The following is a 23472-nucleotide window of genomic DNA, read 5'->3' on the forward strand; positions in this document are numbered from 1 at the left end:
ATTCTCGTATTATGACATTGTTTCATTGTAACGAGTTTGGCTCACAATTCGAGCGGATCAGTTAAATGGCAGCTACATACGACAAAACGACCCGTAGGTCGTTTTTTGGTATTTAATTTATTAATTTAGCAAACATTACAGCCAAATTTTTTGTAGCTCAAGCCATTGTTTTTCAAATTGAACACTTGGCTTTGCTTTAAAGTCGCTACGTACAAACTGATTCATTTTACCTTCAACGTAGGCAAGTAAAAAGTTTGCAAGTGTAAGCTCATCACTTTGAAAGTTTTTACCTTCACGTAATTTACGCTCACGAAGTACTTGTTTAAACTGAGTTTCTAGTTTTTCAAACAGACTTTGTACCCGCTCGCGTAAACGTTCCTGCTCACCTTGTAATGCGTCGCCAGTTAAAATACGAGTAATGCCTGGGTTTTTTTCAGCAAAGGTTAGAAGTAATAATAGAATGTTATAAATGCGCGTTTGGCTTTCTTTTTCGTTTTCAATAATAATATTTATACGAGATAAAAGGGTATCTTCAATAAACTCAATTAAGCCCTCAAACATACGCGCTTTGCTCGGAAAATGACGGTATAGCGCAGCTTCAGACACACCCACCTCAGCAGCTAGTTTTGCTGTGGTGATGCGTTGTCCTAAATTAGTTTCTAACATTTGTGCGAGTGCTTGCAGTATTTGCTCTTTGCGATTACTTCTTTTTGTCGCAGGCATGAACATTCCTTTTTATTAGTTATTCTTAGTGGCGCAGTTAAGAACCCTAGTCATTTTTTGTTCAAATGATTGGCGTATGTTAATGTTTTATTCAGTTTGTTTCCAGCCTTTTTATAGATGTTTAGCCAGCTGTTCGATCACCTTGCGAGCTATTTCTATTTTACTTGTTGTTGGTAATTCTAGTTGTTCGTTATGCCAGTACAGTGTTAAGGCATTATGATCGGAATTAAACCCTAAGCCACTTTTTGATACGTCATTAGCGCAAATCATATCTAGATTTTTATTTTGTAGTTTACCTTTAGCATAGCTTTCTACATTTTGAGTTTCGGCGGCAAATCCAACCGTATAGGGGCGGTTTTGTGTAAGGTTGGCAATAGCTGCAATTACGTCAGGGTTTTTAGTTAAAGTAAGGGTGAGTTCGTCGCCTTGCTTTTTCATTTTTTGAGTCGCAATGTTTGCAGCTCGATAATCCGCAACAGCAGCGCAACCTATAAAAGCATCTGATTGTGGTGCATAGGTAAGTGACTCAGTTAATAGCTCCTCAGCGCTTTCTATATTGATAAGGTTTACGCCAGTAGGGGCTTTTATAGTGACTGGACCCGAAATTAAATTAACCTTAGCACCGAGTTGCAAAGCGGCTTCTGCCAGTGCATAACCCATTTTTCCAGAGCTGTGATTTGATATAAAACGTACCGGGTCGAGAGGCTCACGCGTTGGGCCTGCTGTTATTGTAATTGTTTTTCCTGCAAGTAATTGCGGTTGCTCTTTTGCTATACATAGCGCAACTAGCTCATGAGGCTCTAACATGCGCCCAGCGCCTATATCACCACACGCTTGCTCACCTTTACCCGGGCCCCAAATAAGTACGTTACGTGCTTTTAATGTGGCTAAATTAGCTTGTGTTGCTGCGTGTGCATACATTTGCTGGTTCATGGCTGGTGCAACTGCGACTTTTGCAGGCGTTGCTAGCAGTAACGTCGTTAGTAGGTCGTCAGCAATGCCGGCTGCCATTTTAGCAATAATATTACACGTCGCTGGAGCAACTAAAATTAAGTCAGCCCATTTTGCAAATTCAATATGCCCCATTGAAGCTTCAGCAGAAGGGTCTAGTAATGAGTCAGAGACTGTTTCCCCACTAACGGCTTGCATGGTCAGTGGTGTAATAAAGTGTTTAGCTGATTCAGTCATAACTACTTTTACTTCACAACCAGAGTCTTTTAATCGCCTAACGAGTTCTGCACATTTATAAGCTGCAATACCGCCGGTAATACCTAGTACAATTTTTTTGTTTGTTAAGTTAGTCATGGATGTTCATCAGCTTTTATTAAATATTGGGCTTAAAATAACAAATCTTTACCCATACAGCGAAGTTTTTTAATTCGAAATAACAGGCTAAATTTCAAATTTGCATTACATTTATAAGACACTTTCGCCTCTCAAGGATGAATAATGCAACTTACTTCACTACCAAACTCACTTCGACCTCGTGAAAAGCTCATAGCAAAGGGAGCTAAGGCGCTGACTGACGCAGAGCTTCTTGCCATATTTTTACGAACAGGGTTACCGGGAATGAATGTAATTGAGTTGGCTCAGCATTTATTAAACGAGAATAAAACACTTCATAATTTGTTTAATGCCAGCATTGAGGAGTTTTGCTCTCAAAAGGGGTTAGGGACCGCTAAGTATGTTCAGCTACAAGCTGTGTTAGAGCTAAGCCAACGTTATATGCAGGAGCGTTGCCAACGAGACGCCGTGTTTAATTCGCCAAACTCAGTTTACGATTACCTAACAATTCAAATGCGAGGTTTGCAACAAGAAGTATTTATGGTGTTATATCTGGATAGCCAAAATAGATTAGTAAAAGATGAAATACTTTTTTATGGCACAATTAATTCTGCCAGCGTTTATCCGCGTGAAGTGGTAAAGGCTGCCCTTAAAAATAATGCAGCCGCTGTTATTTTTGCGCATAATCATCCAAGTGGTATTGCAGAACCGAGCCAAGCAGACAAACTTATTACTAATAAATTGCAGCAAGCACTGCAATTGGTCGACATAAGTGTGCTCGATCACATCATTGTTGGTGGAGAAACGTGTGTTTCGTTTGCCGAGCGAGGCCTGATTTAGCTTTGTTAGATACAGAAGTGTGTTAAAAATGAGCTGTTTAACGTGTTTTGGCAAATTAGTTTAATTTAAATGCAGTTTTTACTTTCCCTAAGGGCATTCGATCTTTATAATTAGCCGCTATCAAATTTACATATATGAGCTGATTGGATAGATCAGTGTTTGATCTTTGCCTGTAAAAGCTGTATAAAGAGCGCCCTTCGATTTATCTCTAGGGCGGAAATACACGGCCTTAGATTAAATTAAGCTCGAGCGAAGTTATTGGAGATATATAGACATGTCTAAAGTATGTCAAGTTACAGGTAAGCGTCCTGCGGTTGGTAATCACCGTTCACACGCGAGAAACGCGACTAGACGTCGTTTCCTACCTAACCTACAAACACACCGTTTTTGGGTTGAAAGTGAAAAACGTTTTGTAACATTACGCACTACTACTAAAGGTATGCGTATTATCGATAAAAAAGGCATCGACACGGTTCTTACAGAAATCCGTGCTCGCGGCGTTAAAGTTTAAGGATCTGAATCATGCGCGATAAAATCCGTTTAGTTTCAACTGCCGGTACTGGTTTTTTCTACACTACTGACAAAAACAAACGTAACATGCCTGAGAAGATGGAAATCAAAAAGTTTGATCCAAAGATTCGTAAACATGTTCTTTTTAAAGAAGCTAAAATTAAGTAATTTTAGTTCTTTTAGAATTTAAAAACCCAGCTTAGGCTGGGTTTTTTGTTTTTAAAAATATGATTAGTGAATTGATATAAAAAAACCTCGTTGGCATAACCAACAAGGCTTTTAAATCAATAAATGAAAACACAATTAGATTTTTGTGAATGCATCTTGTAGTGGTGGTACTACTTGCTTTTTACGGCTCAGTACACCATCTAACCATACTTTATCATTCTCTGGTTTTACACCGTAAGCCTGCTCAACTAAGTTTGCATCGTCAGATACAATTAGCATTTCTGAGCCTTCTTTCATTATATCGGTAAGCAGTAAAAATACAGAGTGGCGATTACCCTCAACTTTTAGCTTAGCAATATCGGCTGCAAGGTCTGCTTTAATATCGTCAAAAACAGCAAGGTCGATTACTTCTAGTTGGCCAATGCCTACCAGGTTACCGTTCATGTTGAAATCTTTAAAGTCACGCATTACTAAATCACGTGCTGGTGTGTCTTCTACCGCAGATTTAACGCGGAACATATCCATACCCAGTTCTTTAAAGTCTTCTACGCCTGCAATTTCAGCTAGCGCTTCAACACATTTAATATCGGCAGTGGTACATGTTGGTGATTTAAATATGACTGTGTCGCTTAAAATTGCACACATCATAATACCCGCGATGTCTTTAGGGATTTCTACGCTGTAGAAGTCGTACATCATTTTAATAATGGTGTTTGAACAACCAACAGGACGAATCCAACATTCAAGCGGAGTAGATGATGTTAAGTCACCTAATTTGTGGTGATCTACTACGCCAACAACGCGAGCTTGGTCGATATCATCGGGTGCTTGTGTTTTTTCTGTGTGATCTACAATATACACATCTTCACCCGCGTAGCTTAATTTAAGCTCTGGTGCTTCGAAGCCAAATTTATCAAGGATAAATTGAGTTTCAGGTGAAATTTCACCAAGACGAGTTGGAATTGCAGGCTCATCGATTTGGTTTTTTAAATAAGCCAGTGCAATTGCACCACAAATAGAATCTGAATCTGGGATTTTATGGCCCACTACATACATAGACATTGACGGAACTCCTTTAAATTTGCCGATATTCTAACAAAGTCTGCGGCCTTTAACATATAGACAGCGCAATTAAGTTTTAGTTACACTTTAAAATCTTGAATTTACTAGGTGTATTAATATGCGACTGGGCCGTAAAGGTTGGAACAACGTTATAATATTTTCGATGTTGATTATGATCTTCTTCTTAAATGGCTGGCATAAGCAACTTTTGGGAGGGGAGGATAAACCAACATTACAAGCCGTACTCCCCCAGCAAAGTTTTGTACTGACACTGCAATTTGTTGATCAAAAAATTGAGCGAATAGGAACAAGCTGGCGTACAACCCCACTACAAAAAGACATACCGCTTGTGTGGCAAGCATCTGAGCAGCAACTTAGTGATTTAATTAACCAATGGCAAAGCGCGCAGTTAATGGGTGTTAACGAATCTGTTGTTTTTAATCCTAATGCACCTTTATATGTTGCTACATTTGATTTGGCTGGCGAGAGTTTACCTTGGGTTTATTTGCTTTATAAAGGCGATGGGCAATATTACTTACTCGAAAAGAGTAGCCAACGAATACTCGCACTCGATTTAAAAACTGCACAGCAGTTATTTCCTAGTTTTGATTTTTCACAAAGTGAGTCTAATTAATGCCTGAATTACCAGAGGTAGAAGTGAGCCGAATGGGCATCACTCCCCACGTACAAAACCAAGTTGTTACAAAGGTAAATATTTACAATGCCAGTATGCGCTGGCCAGTGCCAGATGACGTGTATCAACTTGAAGGGCTAATTGTTACTAGTATTGAACGACGAGCTAAATACTTACTTTTACACTGTGAACTTGGGAGCACTATTTTACATTTGGGTATGTCAGGTAATTTACGTGTTGTAGATAAAAGTGAGCCGCTTAAAAAGCATGACCACGTAGAGTTTATTTTTGGTAACGGTAAAGCACTGCGCTTAAATGATCCTCGTCGCTTTGGTTGCTGCTTATGGCAAGAGCCAGGTGAAGTGCATAAGCTACTCTCTAAGCTTGGTCCTGAGCCGCTTACCGATGATTTTTTTGCTAAACGCGTGTACGAACAGTCGCGCAATAAAAAAGTACCCGTAAAGCAATTTATTATGGATAACGCAGTGGTGGTTGGTGTTGGTAATATTTACGCGAATGAATCGTTATTTAAAGCGGGTATACATCCAAAGCGAGAAGCGGGAAAAGTATCGCTAAAACGTTATCAAGCACTTATCCCTATTATAAAAGACACGCTTGCTGCGGCCATTATGCAAGGTGGTACAACGCTTAAAGACTTTGCACAAAGTGATGGTAAGCCTGGGTATTTTGCTCAAGAGTTATTAGTATATGGGCGCAAAGGCAAGCCATGTATGACGTGCGAAAACGAATTAGAAGAAATTAGATTAGGGCAGCGCAGTACTATTTTTTGCTCAAATTGCCAAAAGTAGTTATCCAGGGCGTGTTGACCTTTCGTGATTGATTTTGCAGCAGACTGTTTGGTATTTAGGCAAGGCAGAGCCTATGTAGTGTGGTTATTCCCCATAAATTGGCGATAACGCAGCATAAATGCCAAACATGCGCTGCCCTTTGGGTTCTTTCTAGGGGCGATTAACTCTTTGTTGCTCGATTTTTACTTAGCCCGCTAGGTTACAAACCTCGCGCCGCGATTAAATCGCCCCTAGATTGAACAAATTTCAATCCACAAAGATCAACACGCCCTAGTTATTTGAATATTCAGTTATTTAAATTTTATCGATTCTAAATTTAATGATATTTAAGGGCCAGCTTTAAAAGATGGCCCTTTATTTTAAAGCTCGAACGGTGCTACACCGACCGCTTTCATTTTATATCCTACCTGCGCGATTTCGCCCGACCATGTTTCTGTACTTATTATTCCGGTTACAACGATTGCGTCGTACAGACTATCTATAGGCACACCACCTTTAATCGTTACATGGACTATTTGATTTGGCGGTGGTGGTGGTACGTGTATACAGGCGCCAAAATAAGGCACGAGTAAAAACTCAGTAATGACTTCGCTATCGCCCTCAAGTGGCACAACAAAACCTGGCAAACTTACCAATTGACCATCAAGCGCTTTTACCACTGGAGCATCTAAATCGGGTTGCACCCAGTTTTGATCGCTGTCTTCGTGATTAGCTTGTGCTTGATTGTCTATTTGCATATGACCTTTGGGAATTAAGTCTTCCCAAAAAATTTCTTTTGGTGGATTGGCACAGCTCGCTACGCTTATAAATAATAAGCTAATAGCAGCAATGTATTGAAAAGCTGTTTTAAAAAATGTCATAAAATACCTAAAAATTATGCTTTTATACTCATGCCATCGCTGAGTGAATAAAAATAAGCGCGAGTAGCGGGTATTAAGCCAATAATAAAACCTGCGGCCATAATAACCCCGATTAAGCCCAGTTCATAGTAAGAGAGCATTGTGATATTTACGCTTATACCGGCATGGCTTTGTAAGTAACCGCCGGCTGAAAAAATAACTAAATAGTAAAGCGCACTACCCACTAGGCAACCAAGTAAAGTTGTCAGTAATGATTCAATACTTATAAGTGTAAATAAATGCCAAGGGCGAGCGCCCACCGAACGTAATATAGCAAGTTCGCGGCGACGCTGACTTAAATTTGCAAGCAATGTCGTTAACATGCCAAGTAGGCTTACTAACACGACAACAGCTGAGAATAGCAAAAGTATTTTTTCTACTATGGCGAGCATTTCCCATAACTCTTTAAGTGTTACGGTTGGCATAATCCCAAGCAAGGCTTCTGGCTTATATTGATTTATATTGCGTCTAATTTGTAGTGTGTATAAAGGCGATTTGAATCCCATTAAAAAAGCTGTGATTTGTTTTGGGTGCCCAACTAGGTTGTTATGTTCGCCATGCTCATGCTCATGCTCATGCTCAAGGCTCGCTTTACCGCCGTGAATTAAATCGATTGCAGCCAAAGGAATATGCAGCGTTTTATCAACAGGCGTGCCTGTAGGGTTTAAAATACCAACGACTTTAAATGGGTTATCGTCATGATGATGAAAACTGGTGTTCCCCATACCGTGCGATATAACAATAGAGTCGTTAAGTTTATAACCTAATTTATTTGCAACTTCACTACCTAGCACCACTTCGTTAATTGCAGCAAAAGGGTAGCCTTTGTTAAAGGTTAAATTTTGTTTTTTTGCAAAGCGATAATGGCTAAAGTAATCAAGTGTTGTGCCTAGTACCGCTTGGCCTTTATGGCTGTCGCCTAGGCTTATAGGTATGCTCCATTTTACGCCTCGCTGACTTGTTATGTATTCATAACTTTTCCAGCTTACGCCGTTATTAGTATGGCCAATTCTAAATACTGACGAAAGCAGCAACTGTATGTCGCCGGTACGCGCACCAACAATTAAATCAGTGCCCGAAATAGTATTACTAAAACTACTTTTAGCATCAATTCGTACACGTTCAATACTTAAAAGTAGCATTACACTAATTGCGATAGTAAATAATGTAAGCAGTACACTTGCGCGGCGGTTTAATAAGCTTTTGTAAGCAAGTTTAGCGAGAATCATACTTGTTCCTGCAAGCTTATAAGGTCAATGGAGCGGTCAAATAAAGGCTTTAGTGTTTCATCGTGGCTCACAAATACCAGCGTACTATTAGATAACTTTGCCTGCTCAAACAGTAACTTTATAAAGCTTTCACGGTTATTTGTATCGAGTGCAGAGGTGGGCTCATCAGCAATTATTAATTCAGGGCTGCCTATAAATGCGCGAGCGGCAGCAACGCGCTGTTGCTGTCCAATACTCAATGTCGCTACATCTTTATGGTGATACTGCGCAGTAAGGCCTAAAGCATTTAATAACCGCATCGCTTCTTTTTGTAAGGCAGAGCTTTTATTTGATGATTGCTTTAATATTTTTTGTTTTCGGCTTTTTGAAAACTCACACCCAAGCGTTATATTTTCAATGGGAGTTAAATAAGGAAGCAGGTTAAAGTTTTGAAAAATGTAGCCAATGTGATCCGCTCTAAAAACATCACGGGTAGTATTGCTTAATGTAGTTAGGTTTTTGTCTAAAATTGATACCTCACCGCTAGTGGCTGTATTAATGCCAGCAAGAATCGCTAATAAGGTCGATTTACCTGAGCCACTAGGACCGTGTAAAAAAATATGCTCACCTTTTTCGATAACTAGCTCTTTTATGTTGAGCGTGGGTGAGCTATCGCTTTTATGCCACTTAAAAGTTACGTTTTTTAGGTTTATCATTATCTTGTTACCAACCCCAGTAGTTTAGATCTTTGCGCATTTTTAGCTGTCTTATTATATTTAATGGCTTGGGTTTTAGTTTTTCGTTACTTTGTAAAAATTCATTAGCTGCATTTAATACGCGTTGGCTAGATTGACCATCGGTATACGGATGAAGTTCCTGGCAATAGCTTTTAATATTTTGCATTAAATCACTAGGTTTAGTAAGCGCGTGTTCAATAGCTGCTTCTACTTCATCAGCGTCGGTAATATCAAGTAAATGAGGAAGTGGTTTTTGATTACAAAATGTGACTACCGGTTTACGCAGTAGTAAAAACATTAAAAGAACTGACGATGTATCGCACAGCATAACATCGGCAGCTTGCAATAACGGCAAAACGTTATCGGTTTCAATAAATGTTAGACTTTCGTTACTCAGCGCTTTGTATTTATTAACCCATTCAGCAGGCATTTTAGGATGAAATTGCATCAAAATACGCCACTTACCTTGTTCACTAAAATGTTTTATTTGCTCATATAATTTAGGAGCAAGTGATAGCTTTCGTGAGAAAGTAGAGCATATAAGTAAAGTAGGGCGAGGGTCGTCACTTACATAAGGATTATTTGAAGTATTGCTAAAAAGTGGATCGAGTGTTGGCCAGCCAGTTTCAGTTACTTTAAAGAAACCATGCTGCTTAGCTAGCTCTTTAAATCGGGTTGTTGTATTTGGACCTTGCGTACAATATAAATCGTAACAACCACGAATGTTAAAGTGATCCTCTTGCCCTTTCCGATTTAATTTTCCTGAATTGAACCCGTGAAATACAGCCACTTTTTTACCAGGAATAAAATTAGGAATTATATTGCCCGGTATAAATGTAATGTTTGGAGCCCAGCTTTTAACATCTTTTATGGTATGTAAACGCTGCTCGTTTGTGGTTAAAAAATCGGGGTTTACTTCGTTACCCGCTAAAAACCAGCGCACTTCGCCACCATTAGCTAGTACTGCAGCCTGAATAGGCCTCAAGATAGCGTACGAATAATTTTGAGAGATATACATCAAGTATTTTTTATTTTTAGTGGCAGTTAAGTAGTTCAAGCTATCTCCTCAGGCTGGTTGGCACATTAAGTTTACCCCATTGCGACTCGCTTATAAATATATGCCTTTATTTGTTTTAAGCATCCGATTGAGCTTTGAGGTTGGCTAGATTATTATACAGCCCATATAACCCCATACCATACTTTGCTCAAAGAGCATCCCTAACCCCGGAGATAGCATGACTAGCTATAAAGTTTTAGACGTAAACGATGATTTACCCATTCGTACCAAAGGTGAAGTACACAGCGGTAAAGTTCGTTCAGTTTATTGGTTAACTGATGAAGACAGCGCTCGATTAATTAAAGATAAAGGCTATCAAGTACCGACTGGTACTGAGCTTGCTATTATGGTTATTTCAGACCGAATTTCTGCATTTGATTGCATTTGGCAAGGCGAAAACGGTTTAAATGGCGTACCAGGTAAAGGTATAGCTTTAAACTCAGTGGCAGCCCATTGGTTTAAGTTATTTGATAAAGCAGGCCTTGCGGGTAATCATATTGTTGATATTCCGCATCCGTATGTGTGGATTGTACGCAAAGCCAGTACAGTAAAAGTAGAGGCAATTGCTCGCCAATATATTACGGGTAGCATGTGGCGTGACTACGCTAAAGGCATACGTAACTTTTGTGGTATTGACTTGCCAGAAGGCTTAAAAGCGAACCAAAAGCTTGATAACGTTTTAATTACGCCATCAACAAAAGGTATTATTGAAGGCGTTGCTGATATTCCGCCAGTTGATGATGTAAATATAACTCGCGCTAACATTACTAATAACTTAGATGTATTTAACTTTAAATCGGCAGATGACGTAACCAAATACGAAAAACTGTTAGTTGAAGGTTTTAAATTAATTAGTGATGAGCTAGCGAAGCTTAACCAAATTTTTGTAGATACAAAATTTGAGTTTGGTTATGTAGAGGATTTAAATGGCGCGCAACAGCTTATATATATTGATGAAGTAGGCACGCCTGATTCGTCACGTATTTGGGATGAAGCTGCATACAAAAATGGTAAAATTGTTGAAAATTCTAAAGAAGGTTTTCGCCAATTACTTATTAATAATGTGCCAGAGAGCGACGTATTATTAAATAAAGATCGCATGAGTGAGCGTGAGCAATTAGCAAAAGATTATATTTTACCAGAATCAGTAATGCTTGAAGTGTCAAATACCTATGTTGGCATAGCGAGCAAAATTGTAGGTAAAGATATTGTGATCCCAGAGAATCCTCGCCAAGAAGTAATTACTATTTTAGATAACGATTACGGATTAATCGTTAAATAGCAGCACTTAAGTGCTAACAAAGCCAGTAACTAAGTCTTTATTTTTAGTTACTGGGCTATAATTCTTGCAATTAGTGCTCGTCTCTAATTAACTTAACCTAACATTAATATTTAGGTGTTGTTATGTTTGAACGGGCATTGCAAAAGTTTGCTAAAAGTCATTACTTTTTAGCTATAGGTTTGTTTTTTAGTCAGTTTGCTTTAAGTGCGAATATTGAATTAGTAATAGAAGATCAACACGGCCAAAAGTTATCAGGTGCAGTGGTTGAGCTTAATATTGCTGACAAACAAGCCACACCATCAAATTTGCCCATTGCTATAATGGATCAAGTCCATAAGCAGTTTTTACCCGAATTATTAGTTGTACAACAGGGTCAAAAAGTTAACTTTCCTAACAGCGATAATATTCGCCATCATGTTTATTCTTTTTCACAAGCTAAGCCTTTTCAACTAAGATTATATTCAGGGCAACCAAAAGAGCCCATTACGTTTGAGCAACAAGGGGTTGTTGTTTTAGGGTGTAATATTCATGACTCTATGGTTGGCTATATCTATGTAGCGAGTAGTGAATCCGTATATAAAACAGATAAAAAAGGCTATGTTAGTTTGCCTATTAATACGCTGCCTGCACAAGTGAGTGTGTGGCACCCTTTACAAACAGCGCCATTGGAGAATAAAAAAATGATAACAATTAATTCTCAAAAACAGTTACAGATAACAGTAAACACATCGACCCCAGCACCTAGAAATACCTTTGGTAGTAAGTTTAAGGCTGGTAATGACTAATAGTTTACGAAATCGCATAACCATTTTATGTGTTGGCTTAGTGTTATTAACCACTATGGTCAGCTTGTTTAGTTTTTGGTGGTCTACGAGTAAGTTTCAAGAAGAAAAAGTAAATCAAGACATTACCGTAGCGCAAAATGTTTATAAGCAATATTTAAAATCAAAAGAAAGCCTACTACTAACCGCAGCAAAAGTACTCACCTCCGACTTTGGTTTTAAGCAAGCTGTAGCAACGCGGGATGCCGGGACAATAAGCAGTGTGTTGTTTAATCATAGCCAACGTATTGATGCCGAATTAATGCTGTTACTTGATTTATCGGGTAAGCTAATTTCCGCCAATACTGACGAAGACGCTTTTGCACATAACTTAAAGCCGTTAATGGAAGAGCTTTTAAGTGCGCCAGAAGAGTCTAGTTTTGTGGTGCTTAATAACGAGCTTTACCAAATTATTTTATTACCCGTAAGAGCGCCACGTACAGTGGCCTATAGTTTGGTGGGCTTTAAAATTGATGACAATGTAGCCCATGAACTAAAAAGCTTAACAGGCATGGATGTGAGCTTTATAGGTAGCGCTGACGATATTGTTATTAGTTCATTAGCTAATCGCCCTGAGCAATTTGAACCTGTTAGCTATTTTAGTACCGTAACCACTTCGCGGTTTTTTGGTGAGTATTTGGTGTATCGTAACCGAGATATAGATTTACCATCGTTGTTGACCCATCCTATAATTATTTTACTGAGCGCCGATTTAACACAAAGTTATAGTGACTTCGAAAAACTTCTTTTTACACTTATTATTTTAGCTATTTTAACTATGTTTGTAGGTGTTATTACGAGCAGCATATTTGCAAATAATTTAACTACGCCACTTACTCAACTAGCTGTAATAGCAAGGCAATTTGCACAAGGTAATTATGCTTTTGAATTTAAAGGGCGAAGGCAAAGTACCGAAATAGACACGCTAGTCGCAGCGTTTGATAGCATGGGTAATGATATTAATCAGCGCGAGCAACAAATTAGTTTTCAAGCCAGACACGACTCCCTAACAGGCTTTTATAACCGCTCAGCCATGCTTGAGGTGCTTGATGATGAGTTAGATTCATCAGCCGAGTATACGCTCGTTGCAATAGACATAAAAGGTCTTCGCCATATAAACGATAAGCTCGGTCCGCGCATTGGTGATGACTGCCTAAAGGCGGTTGCTTGCAGAATAAGTGAGTTTTCGGATGAGTTAGGGGGCTTTCATGCTCGTATTGGCGGCGATGAGTTTTTAACTGTGTTTCCGACGGCTGCAGCGCGCGAACACAAAAGCGGGATTGTTGGCTTAATGGCACAATTACAAGCGTGCTACACCATTCAAAAACTAAAAATTAACTTACGCTTTAGTGCGGGCATTGTGCAGTATCCTACCCAAGGAGTTGCAAGTGATGACTTAATGCGCCGCGTGCTAATTGCTGTTGAAAGTGCTGCAAACACACAAGAGAGCATACATTATTATCAAAATGGTGAAGACGAGGCGCACTTAGAGCGCTTAATAATGCTTGATGAATTAAAGCAGGCTATTAGTGATGATGATGGTCAGCTATTTATGACCTATCAGCCAAAATTACACATGAAAACGCAAAAAATAGATAAAGTTGAGTCACTTATTCGTTGGCAGCGAAAAGATGGTAGCTGGGTTAATCCTGAACTGTTTATTGATTTAGCTGAGCAGTCGGGCCTTATTGTTGAGCTTACCGGGTGGGTTGTTAATACGGTTGTAGCACAAGTAGCTGATTGGCAGTTTAAAAATATAAACTTACAGGCTGCAATAAATGTATCTGCGCAAGACATAGCATTTCCGGGCTTTCATGCTGCATTAGTTCGTACGCTTAAAAAGTACAAAGTAGATCCTAAGCTGATCACTATTGAGCTTACTGAGCGTGATATGATCGAAAACGAAGAAAAAGGTATTAAAGCGCTCGAAAACTTAAAGGCAATTGGCGTTAAAATATCATTAGATGATTATGGTGTAGGGCAAACATCACTTGGTCGATTAAAAATGTTACCGATTGATGAGCTTAAGCTAGATAAGTGCTTTATTCTAAAACTTGATGAATCGCAAAAAGATCAATTTATAGTGCAATCATCAATTACGTTGGGGCATCAGCTAGGTTTCTCGGTTGTAGCTGAGGGGGTTGAAACACTTGGCTCATTAAATTTACTTAGAGGTATGCAGTGTGACCATGCACAAGGCTATTACTTAAGTAGGCCTTTAAAAGCAGAACTATTAGAAGAATGGCTGGAGGAATACTATGAAAAAAATTAAATACTTATTAGCAAGTTTGTTTTTAATAATTAGTGTACCGAGCATTGCAAGCAATGGAAAACTGCTAGCTACGCCGGGAGTTTCTCAAATTGAAGGCAGTGGCGGCGGCGGTATTGTACCGTGGGCACAACTTGCTGGGTACGCAAGTGATGACGAATTTTCGGTAAATGGCTTTTGTAGCCGCGCAGATGTAACCGACTACACACTTGACGTATGTGGTGCACAACTTAATTTATTTAATCGTGTTGAGCTCAGTTATGCCCAACAGCGCTTTGATGTACCAGCACTTGATGCTGAAATAGAGCAGTCAATTACAGGTGCTAAAATACGTTTATATGGCGATATTGTTTACAGTGATTGGCCACAACTTAGCTTAGGTATTCAGCATAAATCACTGGATGATGGCAGTATTGCAACACTTGTAGGCGCAGAAGATACTAGCGGCACTGACTATTACCTCGCTGCTAGTAAATTACATTTAGGGGCCATTGCTGGTTATAACTGGTTTTGGAACGTAACTACACGATACAGCGAAGCTAATCAACTTGGTTTGCTTGGCTACGGTGGAGAAAATGGTAGTGGTAAAGTGCTATTTGAAGGCAGCACAGCTATATTTTTTAGTCGTGAAGTAGCCGTAGGTGTTGAGTATCGTCAAAAATCAAATAACTTAAACTTAGGCGAACAAGATTGGAAAGACTTATTTGTAGCATGGATGCCTAATAAGCACGTAAGTGTGACAGCGGCTTACCTTGATTTAGGAAGCATTGCAGGAGCTGACGATCAAACAGGTTGGTATTTATCGGTAACAGGGTATTGGTAATGAAAAGCGTTGGTATTTTTATAGTATGCGTAGGATTGCTTTGTAGTTGTGCTAGCTCAACACAATTATCGCTTTATCAAAAGCTCGATGGTAAAGCGGGGATAGGCAGAATTGTTGATAGCTTTATCTATCAAATAGGTAATGACGAGCAGATAATTCATTACTTTGAACACAGCAATATAGCGTACTTTCGCCAAGGGTTTATTACTCATATGTGTATGTTAGTAGAAGGCCCATGTACATACGATGGCGACTCTATGGTAGCAATCCATACAGGTATGCATATTACAGAGAAAGACTTTAATCATGTGGTTGATTTACTTATAAATGCAATGAATGAGCAGAACATTAGCCATAGTTTGCAAAACGATATTCTCTCTAGAATGGCACCACTTCGTGGTGAAATTATAAAAATGTAGCCATAAAGGCTTTAAAGTAATTATTAAGTAAAGGGAACCTTGCTTTGATGTCATTGTCCACTTAGAATTATTTCATAAAAACAATAATTGGCAAATATAGCTTGTATGGCTTACCTATTTATCTCTCGCAAAAATGTACACGCAAAATACTATAGAAAAATAATCAAAAAATTGTCGATGGATTGCCAATTACATATCATGGGAGCCCCTAAGCTTTCTGCTGTTAAGTATTTAAAAGATGCGTTTCAAGTTAATTTTACTGATGTAGTTAACTCTCAGCTAAAACGCAAAAGAGCACGTAATGCTATCTGGAATAGTCCTATTATTACTGCTGTTTACAGTGCTGGGTTAGTTTTATTTGAACGATTACGATACGCTAAGTATTTAGCCTTATTAACCGAGACTAATCCTGACTGCATTGTTATTTGGAACGGCAATAAACTTCCAAATACGACCGTTGCTATGGCTGCAAAAGCATTAGGTGTTAAGCAGTTTTATTATGAAAATGGTTTACTACCCGGTACAAGCAGTTTAGACCCTAATGGTATTAACTATAATGCGTCGTTAAGCCGTGACCCTTCTTTTTACCTAAATTTTGACCCACAAAATAAGCTAAACTTTTGTGCGCCGGATTTAATTCCAAGAGCTGATCATAAAAAGCGCTGTGAATTTGAATGCGCCGATGTGCCAGAACGCTATATATTTGCGCCTTTTCAAGTACCTCACGATACTCAATTAGCTAGCTTTTCTCCGTGGATAAACTCTATGGACATGTTTTACGACGAGGTGATTAAAGCGGTCAAAAGCTTAAACGATCCAAGTTTAAAAGTGGTTTTTAAAGAGCATCCGTCGTGGCATAAACATTACGCTCATCTTTATGAAAAAGATCCGATTGCAATTTTTGCTAATGGAAATCAAACAAGTGATTTGATTAAGTGCGCTGAAGCCGTATTAACGATTAATTCAACGGTCGGCTTAGAAGCATTGCTGCTCAATAAACGAGTTTTAACTCTTGGACAAGCCTGTTACAACATTGAGGGTTTGGTAAAGCATGCAAGCACTGCAGAGCAGCTAGCAGAGAATATGAACGAAGTAGTGCAGGGCTGGCAACCAAATACATTATTAAAGGATAAGTTTTTTAGCTTTATTGAACATGTATATTGTATTCCTGGCGTTTGGAAACACACTGAAGATAAACACATTAAAGCGATTGAAGCGCGTTTTACGGGTAATGACGAGTTTGCTAAGTATCATGGTGATAAGGAATCGTAGTGAAAAACCTAATTAGCTGTCAGCAATTACACGAGCAACTTAATAATCCTGCATTAGTGATATTTGATGCAGGTATGCTGCGCCCAGGTGTTTTGGGTACTTATTCGCCGCAAGCAATGCTGCCTAACGCTAAACGTTTTGACATAAAAAACGAATTGGCCGATAGATCAAATCCCTTACCAAGTATGGTATGCAGCGAGCAGCAGTTTACCCACATGATGCAAAATGCAGGTGTAAATAACGACTCGTTTATAGTTGTATACGAAGATGGCGGTTTATTTAGCGCAGCAAGAGCGTGGTGGATGTTTAAAGCTATGGGGCATCACAATGTTAAAGTACTCAGTGGTGGCCTTAAAAAGTGGTTAGAGAGCGATTACGCCACACAACAAGGTTATAGCAAAGCGTCAGGTAAAGGTGATTTTACGGCAAACTATAACTCTGCGTATTTTATTAATAGCCAACAAGTGGTTGACGTAATCGATGAGCCCAGCACTGCATTGCTAGATGCACGTGCTTATAAGCGTTTTACAGGCGAAGAAAGTGAACCCCGAAAAGGCATGCGTAGCGGGCATATCCCAAATAGTCGCTCGTTACCTTTTATGGATTTACTTAATAAAGGTGAAGCAAAACCACTTACTGAAATTAAAGCGATATTTAATGACGTGGTCGGGGATGCACAGCAGCTACAATTTAGCTGTGGCTCAGGTATTACAGCCTGTGTTTTAGCGTTATTTGCTACTGAATGTGGTTACAGTAATTTAAGTGTTTTTGATGGCTCGTGGAGTGAGTGGGGCGCAAGTGATTCATTGCCCATCGCCACGGGAGAAAAGTAGACGTGTTGGATATGTAAAGCTTGCTCACGTTAAAAACGCAGCGCCTCTAAACCTCTTTGTGAATAACAGCATTTAAAATATTACTCACAAGGAGAAGTGAAAGAGAAGAAAATGAGAAGGTAAAAACCAATGTTTGCTCGTATTTGTATTAAATGGTTTTTATTTTCTAAAACCATAAGGGCAATTTTTACAACCATTTTTGCAGCACGAACCACGCTTTAAAAAAAACCACTTACTAAATATCATGTAACCACTTTGCATGGTGTAGTCGAGCCCTTCAATTAAATTGTCGTTACCTCTAAATTGTTTTGCAAAGTCTATTTGGGTTTTAATAGGTTGTGTATAAACACCCTCTAAAAAAGTATTTATTCTATTAAGCGTGCACTTGCGGCATAAACAACTTGTTGCTGTGATATCAAGCGGTAAAATAGCCGGCAGCTCATTGCACCAACACGCTGATATATCGTCTACATTACACGTTAGAGTACTGTGGCATTGAGTGCAGTTAAGTTCAGTCATTATAATTCTTTTTAGTAACAGTGAGCCAAGAATAACAAATATTATGAATACACAAAAAGCATTAGCTGAATTTATTACATTTGGTGAGCAAAGGGACGAAGCTATATCGGTTATCGTTTCAAGCCCTGCTGATAGCAATAAAACTCATTATACTCTCTCAACCGAGGTTTTAATCGATGTCCTTAAACGCTGTTTAAGTAACGAAATAGACTTAGATGATTTAGAGCTTTGGGCAAACGTAATTGAATCGCGAGATGACATTGATTGTGCAGAGCATGAAGGTTTTATTTATGCGCTCAGTAATAGCGAGCAAATGGGAGAGCTTAATCATCAAAAGCTTGCTCAAATAGTTGCGTTAGTAAAAATTTGATTTGTTTAAAAAGCGAGGTATAAAACCTCACCTACAATATATGCAACCCTGTAGGTGCGAATTTACTTCGCGCTCATGTAACGTGGCTTTGGTGTTTAGAAAGCGAGGTGTAATACCTCACCTACAATATATGCAACCCTGTAGGTGCGAATTTACTTCGCGCTCATGTAACGTGGCTTTGGTGTTTAAAAAGCGAGGTGTAAAACCTCACCTACAAAAAAACCGCACTTCAATTGAATGCGGTTTTTTAAATTGAAGACAATCGTTTTAAGCGATTATTTATGATATCCCAAGCACGTTTCTACTTCGTTTTTAGAACCTAAAATAACGGCTACACGCTGGTGGATTGCATCAGGCTGAATATCCATAATACGCTCGGTACCGGTTGATGCGATACCGCCAGCTTGCTCTACTAACATAGCCATTGGATTTGCTTCGTAAAGTAGGCGTAATTTATTTGGCTTTTTAGGATCTTTAGTGTCGGTAGGGTAAGTAAACAAACCACCACGGCTAAGTACGCGATGCACATCGCCCACCATTGCTGCAATCCAGCGCATATTAAAGTTTTTAGCGCGCGGGCCTGTATCGCCTGCTAGCAAATCATTGATATAGTTTTGCATAGCTGGTTGCCAATGGCGTTGGTTAGACGTATTAATGGCAAATTCGTTTGTATCAGCAGGGATTTCGGCAAAATCTTGTGTAAGTAAAAAGCTGCCTTGTGTTTTATCAAGGGTAAACATGCGCGTGCCTTTACCTGTAGTCAGCGCAAGCATTGTTGACGGGCCGTAAAGTACGTAACCTGCTGCAACTTGCTTGTGGCCTGGCTGCATGAAAATGCTTTCATCAGCAGCGTCTGAGCCTTCAGGCGCTTCCATAATGGAAAATATAGTACCCACAAGTGAGTTAATATCGGTATTTGACGAGCCATCGAGTGGGTCAAATGCCACTATAAATTTAGCGTCTGGGTTACCTGCTACTGTGTAGTCTTCTTCTTCAGAAGCGATTGCTTTAACCGTACCTGATTCCAGTAAAATATCTTTTAACAGCTGATTAGATAATACATCGAGCTTTTTTTGAGTTTCACCTTGAATGTTTTCATCAAGGGTTGAGCCCAATACGCCAGAAAGCGCGCCTTGACCAACGCGAAACGAAATTTCTTTACATGCCGCTAAAATTGTTCGAATTAATGATAAAAGTTCTCTTGAACAACCATCTTCAAGTAATACTGGGGGGAGTCTACGCATTCTATTTTCCTGATAACGTGTTAAAACCAATCATAATGTGAGAGAGATTAGCTTAGAGCGCTGAAATTCGTCTTAAATAACTGTATTGTTTAAATAGCACCCTATAATGGGACCACCTAATCGTACTTAAAACACAAATAACAAAGATAAGATTATGAAAAAAATACCACTACTAAGTTACATATTCTTTACTGTGCTGTGCTCTATCATAACTCAAGCGCACGCAGCAATTAAGTCAATTGATGAATTTACTACGCAAATGAATCATTTTCCGGGCTATTATTCGTTTTTTTACGATACCCAAAACGGAAAAGTATATTTAAAAGTTGATAAGTTTGAACAACAATTTTTACTGCAGCAAAGCTTGCCTTACGGTATTGGCTCTAACGACATAGGCCTTGATAGGGGTCAGCTTGGTAATACTCACCTTGTGCAGTTTGAGCGTTTTGGTGACAAAGTAATGCTGCGGGCTGTAAATACTTACTATCGTGCCAACACAAGTAATAAGGCTGAGCAGCAAAGCATTAAAGAGGCGTTTGCATCAAGTATACTTGCTGGTTTTAAAGTGGTCGCAGAAGATAAAGCTACAGCACTTATTGATTATACGCCTTATTTATTAAGTGATGTACATGGCGTAAGCCGCACGCTTGCTGCACGTAAGCAAGGCAACTTTAGCCTTGATGAATCACGTAGCGCCGTTTATATGAATCGCTCAAAAGCATTTGTAAAAAACACCGAGCTTGAAGCCGTACTTACATTTAAGGGCACAAAACCAGGTGAATTTGTTCGCCAAGTAAGTGCCGACCCTTATGCGCTTACTGTTCATATGCATCATTCACTTATTCAATTACCAGATGATAACTACACGCCCCGTAAGTTTAATCCGCAATCAGGTTTTTGGAGTATAGAACATAAAGATTACGCAGCGCCGCTTGGTGACTCTATGTACGTGCGTTATATACCGCGCCATCGTTTAACTAAAAAGGATTCAAGCTTACCTATTAGTGAGCCTGTTAAACCAATTGTTTATTACCTCGATCCTGGCGTTCCAGAGCCCGTTAAAAGCGCTTTGCTTGAAGGTGGAAAGTGGTGGAACGATGCATTTACTGCTGCAGGATATAAAAATGCATTTATAGTAAAAGTGCTGCCAAGTAGCGCCGACCCTATGGATATTCGTTACAACGTCATTCAATGGGTACACCGTGCAACGCGTGGTTGGTCATACGGTAGTTCGGTAATCGACCCACGTACAGGTGAAATACTTAAAGGGCACGTAACACTCGGCTCATTGCGTGTTCGCCAAGATATTTTAATAGCCGAAGCACTCGCTGCTCCTTATTTAAAAGGCAATGAAGTTGCTAAAAACTTGCAAGCAATGGCGCTTGATCGTATTCGCCAATTAAGCGCACATGAAATTGGCCACACGTTAGGTATTTCTCATAACTTTGCAGCATCGGTAGGGGATAGAGCCTCAGTAATGGATTACCCACATCCGCTACTTAGTTTTAATGAACAAGGTAAGCTTGATGTAACGCTCGGCTATGCAACAGGCATGGGCGTGTGGGATACCCAAGTAATTAAATATGGCTATAGCGATTTTACTAACCAAGATGAAAGCGCAGAACTTGCTGCTATTTTAAAAGAGAACAAAGCCAAAGGCCTTGAGTTTATATCAGATAGCGACGCTCGTGCTAAAGGTGGCGCGCATCCAACAGCTCACTTATGGGATAATGGCACTAATCCTTCGCAGGAGCTTTTAAGAGTACTCGACGTACGTAAAAAAGCGCTTTCGCAGTTTGGTATTAATAATATTAAAACGGGCGACTCATTATCGCAATTAGAAGAAAAACTAGTTCCGCTTTATCTGTTTCACCGTTTTCAGGTTGAGGCTGCAGTGAAACTTATAGCCGGTGTTGATTACGAATACGAAACACGCGGTGACTCACCCGTAAAAGGCGCACAAGTCGTTAATAAAAAAACACAGCAAGAAGCAGTAAACGCTATTTTTGCAACGCTTAAGCCAAGTAACTTATTACTTCCTGAATCTGTGTTATCGCTAATTCCGCCAAAAGCATATGGCGAGTCTAAATCGCGCGAGAGCATAGTTGGGCGCACAGGGTTAACGCTCGATGCAATGGCATTACCCGAGGTTGCAGCACAGCACAGCTTGTCGCTTTTATTAAATGCACAGCGTTTAAATCGCTTAGCGCAGCAACAAGCGCGTAGTAATGACTTTTATAGTTTAGATGAGTTACTTGAGGAGCTATATAGCCAAGTGTTTAACGTGTCATCACCTAATACAATGATAGGTAAAATCACTCAGCGCGTGCAATTTTTAACAGCAAAAGCTATGGCTGATTTAGTAGCAAGCGATAGTGCAAGCCCTGAAGTGCAAGCGCAGTTACGTTACTACCTAGTTAAGTTGAGTGAAGACTTTAACCAAAACTCAATGCTGAGCCATACAAGTACTGGCGAGAGTGCGTTTAAACAATATTTAGCTGAGCAAGTAAATCAGTTTTTAATTAAAGGGCAATGGCCAAATAACTTTAAAGTGCTGCCAATCCCACCGGGCTCACCAATTTAGAATAAAAAGTAGAAGCGCTTATTTTTAATCAATCATAAAGCAAAACACCGAGTATATTTATACTCGGTGTTATTTTATTCTAAAAACGAATACGTACACTAAGACTTTATTTGCACTAAATCGTAATCGGCCATACCAGGTACTATTGCTTGTAAGCGAGATTCGGTTACATCGAGTGCATTTAAACATTCGCAATACTCAGAAGCTTTAAGCTCTAATTGATGCGCCTTTTTTTGTAGCGACTTATCAATTTCTCTTGAGATAATATCCATGCGTTGCCCCATGTCGTTAATGCGATCTTCTATATTACCTTCGCGCGATTTAAACGCATCTCCGAGTGATACCAAAATAGCACCTAACGATCCATGCACTGCAGAGTGAATTTGCTGGCTGATCTCTTTAGTAAAAAAATCATCTATTTGCGAAAGTGATTGAGGGGCTATAAAAAAGAAGTCATCGCCGCGCTTAAACTTATCCATTAGCGCGCGCTCTACATACTTTAGTTGTGTTTTAAGTACTTCAGGTTCTTTGTCTGACATACCTTCAACTACGTGTTCAATAGCGCTTAAACCTAAGTTAACACCATCTGTAGCCAGATTTACTAATTCGGGGACTGTGTGGCGAATACCATTACTAAACTGTTCGAGTACTTTGCTTTCGTCATCGCTTAAATCAACCCAATAACCGCGAATAAATAGTTGGTTATTGTTATTAATTTGTACACGAGTCTGGCCTTTATCTAATATGCGAATTGCATCGTCAGTAATAATTAAACCATGACGTAATTCAACATCGCATTGGGCTTGAGCAAAGACACTGCTGCTTGAGAGCGCTATGGACAACGCCAATATCGAACGAGATAGAAACGCCATAAACACCTCAAAAAGACTAAAATGGAAGGCGAGTAGGTTAACAAAAAAACAACTTTATGCAAGGGAAAATAAACCTATCAACTATCTCACACAATAGCTGCATAGAGCGCAGCTTGAGTTTTTAGATACGGCTATGTTGAGAAAAATAGATAGCACAACAAAGGACTTAGTATGAGGCTAAAGAGGTGGAATTAGCTCACATGTAAATAAGAACACGTGGTTTTTAAGTGAAG

At 39.4% G+C, this 23472-nt stretch carries 24 protein-coding genes; 14 read left to right on the top strand and 10 right to left on the bottom strand.

Annotated elements, in window-relative coordinates; all coding sequences use genetic code 11:
* Window positions 1-135: 135 nt before the first annotated feature.
* Window positions 136-723 carry a nucleoid occlusion factor SlmA gene (gene slmA / locus QL995_RS10095; protein ID WP_007581932.1) on the bottom strand — a complete coding sequence of 196 codons (588 nt, stop codon included), beginning with the start codon at window positions 721-723 and terminating at the stop codon, window positions 136-138.
* A 111-nt stretch (window positions 724-834) separates the two neighbouring features.
* Window positions 835-2028 (bottom strand): bifunctional phosphopantothenoylcysteine decarboxylase/phosphopantothenate--cysteine ligase CoaBC, encoded by a 1194-nt coding sequence (gene coaBC / locus QL995_RS10100; protein WP_165735476.1) that lies wholly within the window; start codon window positions 2026-2028, stop codon window positions 835-837.
* 144 nt (window positions 2029-2172) lie between these two features.
* Here coaBC and radC point away from each other — a divergent pair, with 144 nt between their 5' ends.
* The 3 genes from radC (at window position 2173) to rpmG (ending at window position 3525) form a co-directional block, all read left to right on the top strand.
* Window positions 2173-2847 (top strand): DNA repair protein RadC, encoded by a 675-nt coding sequence (gene radC, locus QL995_RS10105; RefSeq protein WP_007581936.1) that lies wholly within the window; start codon window positions 2173-2175, stop codon window positions 2845-2847.
* A gap of 274 nt (window positions 2848-3121) precedes the next feature.
* Window positions 3122-3358: a 50S ribosomal protein L28 gene (gene rpmB, locus QL995_RS10110; protein WP_004335549.1), complete on the top strand. Its 237-nt coding sequence runs from the start codon at window positions 3122-3124 to the stop codon at window positions 3356-3358.
* A gap of 11 nt (window positions 3359-3369) precedes the next feature.
* Window positions 3370-3525, top strand: coding sequence for a 50S ribosomal protein L33 (gene rpmG / locus QL995_RS10115; RefSeq protein ID WP_004335545.1), 156 nt, complete (start codon window positions 3370-3372; stop codon window positions 3523-3525).
* A gap of 135 nt (window positions 3526-3660) precedes the next feature.
* On the opposite strand, the gene QL995_RS10120 is transcribed toward rpmG, so the two are convergent.
* Window positions 3661-4587 (bottom strand): manganese-dependent inorganic pyrophosphatase, encoded by a 927-nt coding sequence (locus tag QL995_RS10120; RefSeq protein WP_007581938.1) that lies wholly within the window; start codon window positions 4585-4587, stop codon window positions 3661-3663.
* Between the two features lie 118 nt (window positions 4588-4705).
* Between QL995_RS10120 and QL995_RS10125 the strand changes: the two genes are divergently transcribed.
* Window positions 4706-5221, top strand: coding sequence for a hypothetical protein (locus QL995_RS10125; RefSeq protein ID WP_290294100.1), 516 nt, complete (start codon window positions 4706-4708; stop codon window positions 5219-5221).
* Window positions 5221-6030, top strand: a complete 810-nt coding sequence (gene mutM, locus QL995_RS10130; protein WP_007581941.1) for a bifunctional DNA-formamidopyrimidine glycosylase/DNA-(apurinic or apyrimidinic site) lyase — start codon at window positions 5221-5223, stop codon at window positions 6028-6030. Before QL995_RS10125 ends, mutM begins: the two co-directional genes overlap by 1 nt.
* 359 nt (window positions 6031-6389) lie before the next feature.
* Here the strand turns inward: mutM and QL995_RS10135 are convergent, their stop codons facing one another.
* The 4 genes from QL995_RS10135 to QL995_RS10150 are packed head-to-tail and all read right to left on the bottom strand — an operon-like array spanning window position 6390 to window position 9931.
* A complete protein-coding gene (locus tag QL995_RS10135) occupies window positions 6390-6890 on the bottom strand; it encodes a DUF3299 domain-containing protein (protein WP_290294101.1) in 501 nt (166 codons plus the stop codon).
* 14 nt (window positions 6891-6904) lie between these two features.
* Complete coding sequence (locus tag QL995_RS10140) at window positions 6905-8158, bottom strand: ABC transporter permease (RefSeq protein ID WP_290294102.1); 1254 nt, start codon at window positions 8156-8158, stop codon at window positions 6905-6907.
* Complete coding sequence (locus tag QL995_RS10145) at window positions 8155-8853, bottom strand: ABC transporter ATP-binding protein (protein ID WP_007581947.1); 699 nt, start codon at window positions 8851-8853, stop codon at window positions 8155-8157. Before QL995_RS10145 ends, QL995_RS10140 begins: the two co-directional genes overlap by 4 nt.
* Before the next feature lie 7 nt (window positions 8854-8860).
* Complete coding sequence (locus QL995_RS10150) at window positions 8861-9931, bottom strand: CDP-glycerol glycerophosphotransferase family protein (protein WP_290294103.1); 1071 nt, start codon at window positions 9929-9931, stop codon at window positions 8861-8863.
* A gap of 178 nt (window positions 9932-10109) precedes the next feature.
* On the opposite strand from QL995_RS10150, the gene QL995_RS10155 reads away from it, so the two are divergent.
* From QL995_RS10155 to QL995_RS10185, 7 genes are all read left to right on the top strand, one after another.
* On the top strand, window positions 10110-11213 hold the full coding sequence (locus tag QL995_RS10155; RefSeq protein ID WP_010553317.1) for a phosphoribosylaminoimidazolesuccinocarboxamide synthase: 1104 nt from the start codon (window positions 10110-10112) through the stop codon (window positions 11211-11213).
* A 122-nt stretch (window positions 11214-11335) separates the two neighbouring features.
* Window positions 11336-11998: a methylamine utilization protein gene (locus QL995_RS10160; protein ID WP_007581955.1), complete on the top strand. Its 663-nt coding sequence runs from the start codon at window positions 11336-11338 to the stop codon at window positions 11996-11998.
* Window positions 11991-14306, top strand: coding sequence for an EAL domain-containing protein (locus tag QL995_RS10165; RefSeq protein WP_290294104.1), 2316 nt, complete (start codon window positions 11991-11993; stop codon window positions 14304-14306). The genes QL995_RS10160 and QL995_RS10165 overlap by 8 nt, the downstream gene beginning before the upstream one ends.
* Complete coding sequence (locus QL995_RS10170; protein WP_024606990.1) at window positions 14293-15126, top strand: DUF3034 family protein; 834 nt, start codon at window positions 14293-14295, stop codon at window positions 15124-15126. The genes QL995_RS10165 and QL995_RS10170 overlap by 14 nt, the downstream gene beginning before the upstream one ends.
* Complete coding sequence (locus tag QL995_RS10175; RefSeq protein WP_007581961.1) at window positions 15126-15545, top strand: group 1 truncated hemoglobin; 420 nt, start codon at window positions 15126-15128, stop codon at window positions 15543-15545. Before QL995_RS10170 ends, QL995_RS10175 begins: the two co-directional genes overlap by 1 nt.
* Window positions 15546-15650: 105 nt before the next feature.
* On the top strand, window positions 15651-16817 hold the full coding sequence (locus QL995_RS10180) for a capsular biosynthesis protein (RefSeq protein ID WP_024590655.1): 1167 nt from the start codon (window positions 15651-15653) through the stop codon (window positions 16815-16817).
* Window positions 16817-17650: a sulfurtransferase gene (locus tag QL995_RS10185; protein ID WP_290294106.1), complete on the top strand. Its 834-nt coding sequence runs from the start codon at window positions 16817-16819 to the stop codon at window positions 17648-17650. The genes QL995_RS10180 and QL995_RS10185 overlap by 1 nt, the downstream gene beginning before the upstream one ends.
* A 159-nt stretch (window positions 17651-17809) precedes the next feature.
* Here the strand turns inward: QL995_RS10185 and QL995_RS10190 are convergent, their stop codons facing one another.
* A complete protein-coding gene (locus tag QL995_RS10190; protein ID WP_169044315.1) occupies window positions 17810-18169 on the bottom strand; it encodes a DUF5522 domain-containing protein in 360 nt (119 codons plus the stop codon).
* A 43-nt stretch (window positions 18170-18212) separates the two neighbouring features.
* On the opposite strand from QL995_RS10190, the gene QL995_RS10195 reads away from it, so the two are divergent.
* The gene (locus QL995_RS10195) at window positions 18213-18539 is read left to right on the top strand and encodes a hypothetical protein (protein ID WP_007581969.1); all 327 of its coding nucleotides are present in this window, start codon (window positions 18213-18215) and stop codon (window positions 18537-18539) included.
* 275 nt (window positions 18540-18814) lie between these two features.
* Here the strand turns inward: QL995_RS10195 and QL995_RS10200 are convergent, their stop codons facing one another.
* On the bottom strand, window positions 18815-19783 hold the full coding sequence (locus QL995_RS10200) for a class 1 fructose-bisphosphatase (protein WP_166376454.1): 969 nt from the start codon (window positions 19781-19783) through the stop codon (window positions 18815-18817).
* Between the two features lie 154 nt (window positions 19784-19937).
* Between QL995_RS10200 and QL995_RS10205 the strand changes: the two genes are divergently transcribed.
* A complete protein-coding gene (locus tag QL995_RS10205) occupies window positions 19938-22367 on the top strand; it encodes a zinc-dependent metalloprotease (protein ID WP_290294107.1) in 2430 nt (809 codons plus the stop codon).
* A 98-nt stretch (window positions 22368-22465) separates the two neighbouring features.
* On the opposite strand, the gene QL995_RS10210 is transcribed toward QL995_RS10205, so the two are convergent.
* A complete protein-coding gene (locus QL995_RS10210; protein WP_007581974.1) occupies window positions 22466-23239 on the bottom strand; it encodes a YggN family protein in 774 nt (257 codons plus the stop codon).
* Between the last annotated feature and the right edge of the window lie 233 nt (window positions 23240-23472).

The sequence above is a fragment of the Pseudoalteromonas sp. APC 3358 genome (assembly GCF_030408075.1).
GTDB lineage: Bacteria > Pseudomonadota > Gammaproteobacteria > Enterobacterales > Alteromonadaceae > Pseudoalteromonas > Pseudoalteromonas arctica.

Excerpts from the sequence above, each read along its gene's own strand:
- slmA (WP_007581932.1), bottom strand. The coding sequence starts at position 723 with ATGCCTGCGACAAAAAGAAGTAATCGCAAAGAGCAAATACTGCAAGCA.
- coaBC (WP_165735476.1), bottom strand. The coding sequence starts at position 2,028 with ATGACTAACTTAACAAACAAAAAAATTGTACTAGGTATTACCGGCGGT.
- radC (WP_007581936.1), top strand. The coding sequence starts at position 2,173 with ATGCAACTTACTTCACTACCAAACTCACTTCGACCTCGTGAAAAGCTC.
- rpmB (WP_004335549.1), top strand. The coding sequence starts at position 3,122 with ATGTCTAAAGTATGTCAAGTTACAGGTAAGCGTCCTGCGGTTGGTAAT.
- rpmG (WP_004335545.1), top strand. The coding sequence starts at position 3,370 with ATGCGCGATAAAATCCGTTTAGTTTCAACTGCCGGTACTGGTTTTTTC.
- QL995_RS10120 (WP_007581938.1), bottom strand. The coding sequence starts at position 4,587 with ATGTCTATGTATGTAGTGGGCCATAAAATCCCAGATTCAGATTCTATT.
- QL995_RS10125 (WP_290294100.1), top strand. The coding sequence starts at position 4,706 with ATGCGACTGGGCCGTAAAGGTTGGAACAACGTTATAATATTTTCGATG.
- mutM (WP_007581941.1), top strand. The coding sequence starts at position 5,221 with ATGCCTGAATTACCAGAGGTAGAAGTGAGCCGAATGGGCATCACTCCC.
- QL995_RS10135 (WP_290294101.1), bottom strand. The coding sequence starts at position 6,890 with ATGACATTTTTTAAAACAGCTTTTCAATACATTGCTGCTATTAGCTTA.
- QL995_RS10140 (WP_290294102.1), bottom strand. The coding sequence starts at position 8,158 with ATGATTCTCGCTAAACTTGCTTACAAAAGCTTATTAAACCGCCGCGCA.
- QL995_RS10145 (WP_007581947.1), bottom strand. The coding sequence starts at position 8,853 with ATGATAAACCTAAAAAACGTAACTTTTAAGTGGCATAAAAGCGATAGC.
- QL995_RS10155 (WP_010553317.1), top strand. The coding sequence starts at position 10,110 with ATGACTAGCTATAAAGTTTTAGACGTAAACGATGATTTACCCATTCGT.
- QL995_RS10160 (WP_007581955.1), top strand. The coding sequence starts at position 11,336 with ATGTTTGAACGGGCATTGCAAAAGTTTGCTAAAAGTCATTACTTTTTA.
- QL995_RS10165 (WP_290294104.1), top strand. The coding sequence starts at position 11,991 with ATGACTAATAGTTTACGAAATCGCATAACCATTTTATGTGTTGGCTTA.
- QL995_RS10170 (WP_024606990.1), top strand. The coding sequence starts at position 14,293 with ATGAAAAAAATTAAATACTTATTAGCAAGTTTGTTTTTAATAATTAGT.
- QL995_RS10175 (WP_007581961.1), top strand. The coding sequence starts at position 15,126 with ATGAAAAGCGTTGGTATTTTTATAGTATGCGTAGGATTGCTTTGTAGT.
- QL995_RS10180 (WP_024590655.1), top strand. The coding sequence starts at position 15,651 with ATGGCTTACCTATTTATCTCTCGCAAAAATGTACACGCAAAATACTAT.
- QL995_RS10190 (WP_169044315.1), bottom strand. The coding sequence starts at position 18,169 with ATGACTGAACTTAACTGCACTCAATGCCACAGTACTCTAACGTGTAAT.
- QL995_RS10195 (WP_007581969.1), top strand. The coding sequence starts at position 18,213 with ATGAATACACAAAAAGCATTAGCTGAATTTATTACATTTGGTGAGCAA.
- QL995_RS10200 (WP_166376454.1), bottom strand. The coding sequence starts at position 19,783 with ATGCGTAGACTCCCCCCAGTATTACTTGAAGATGGTTGTTCAAGAGAA.
- QL995_RS10205 (WP_290294107.1), top strand. The coding sequence starts at position 19,938 with ATGAAAAAAATACCACTACTAAGTTACATATTCTTTACTGTGCTGTGC.
- QL995_RS10210 (WP_007581974.1), bottom strand. The coding sequence starts at position 23,239 with ATGGCGTTTCTATCTCGTTCGATATTGGCGTTGTCCATAGCGCTCTCA.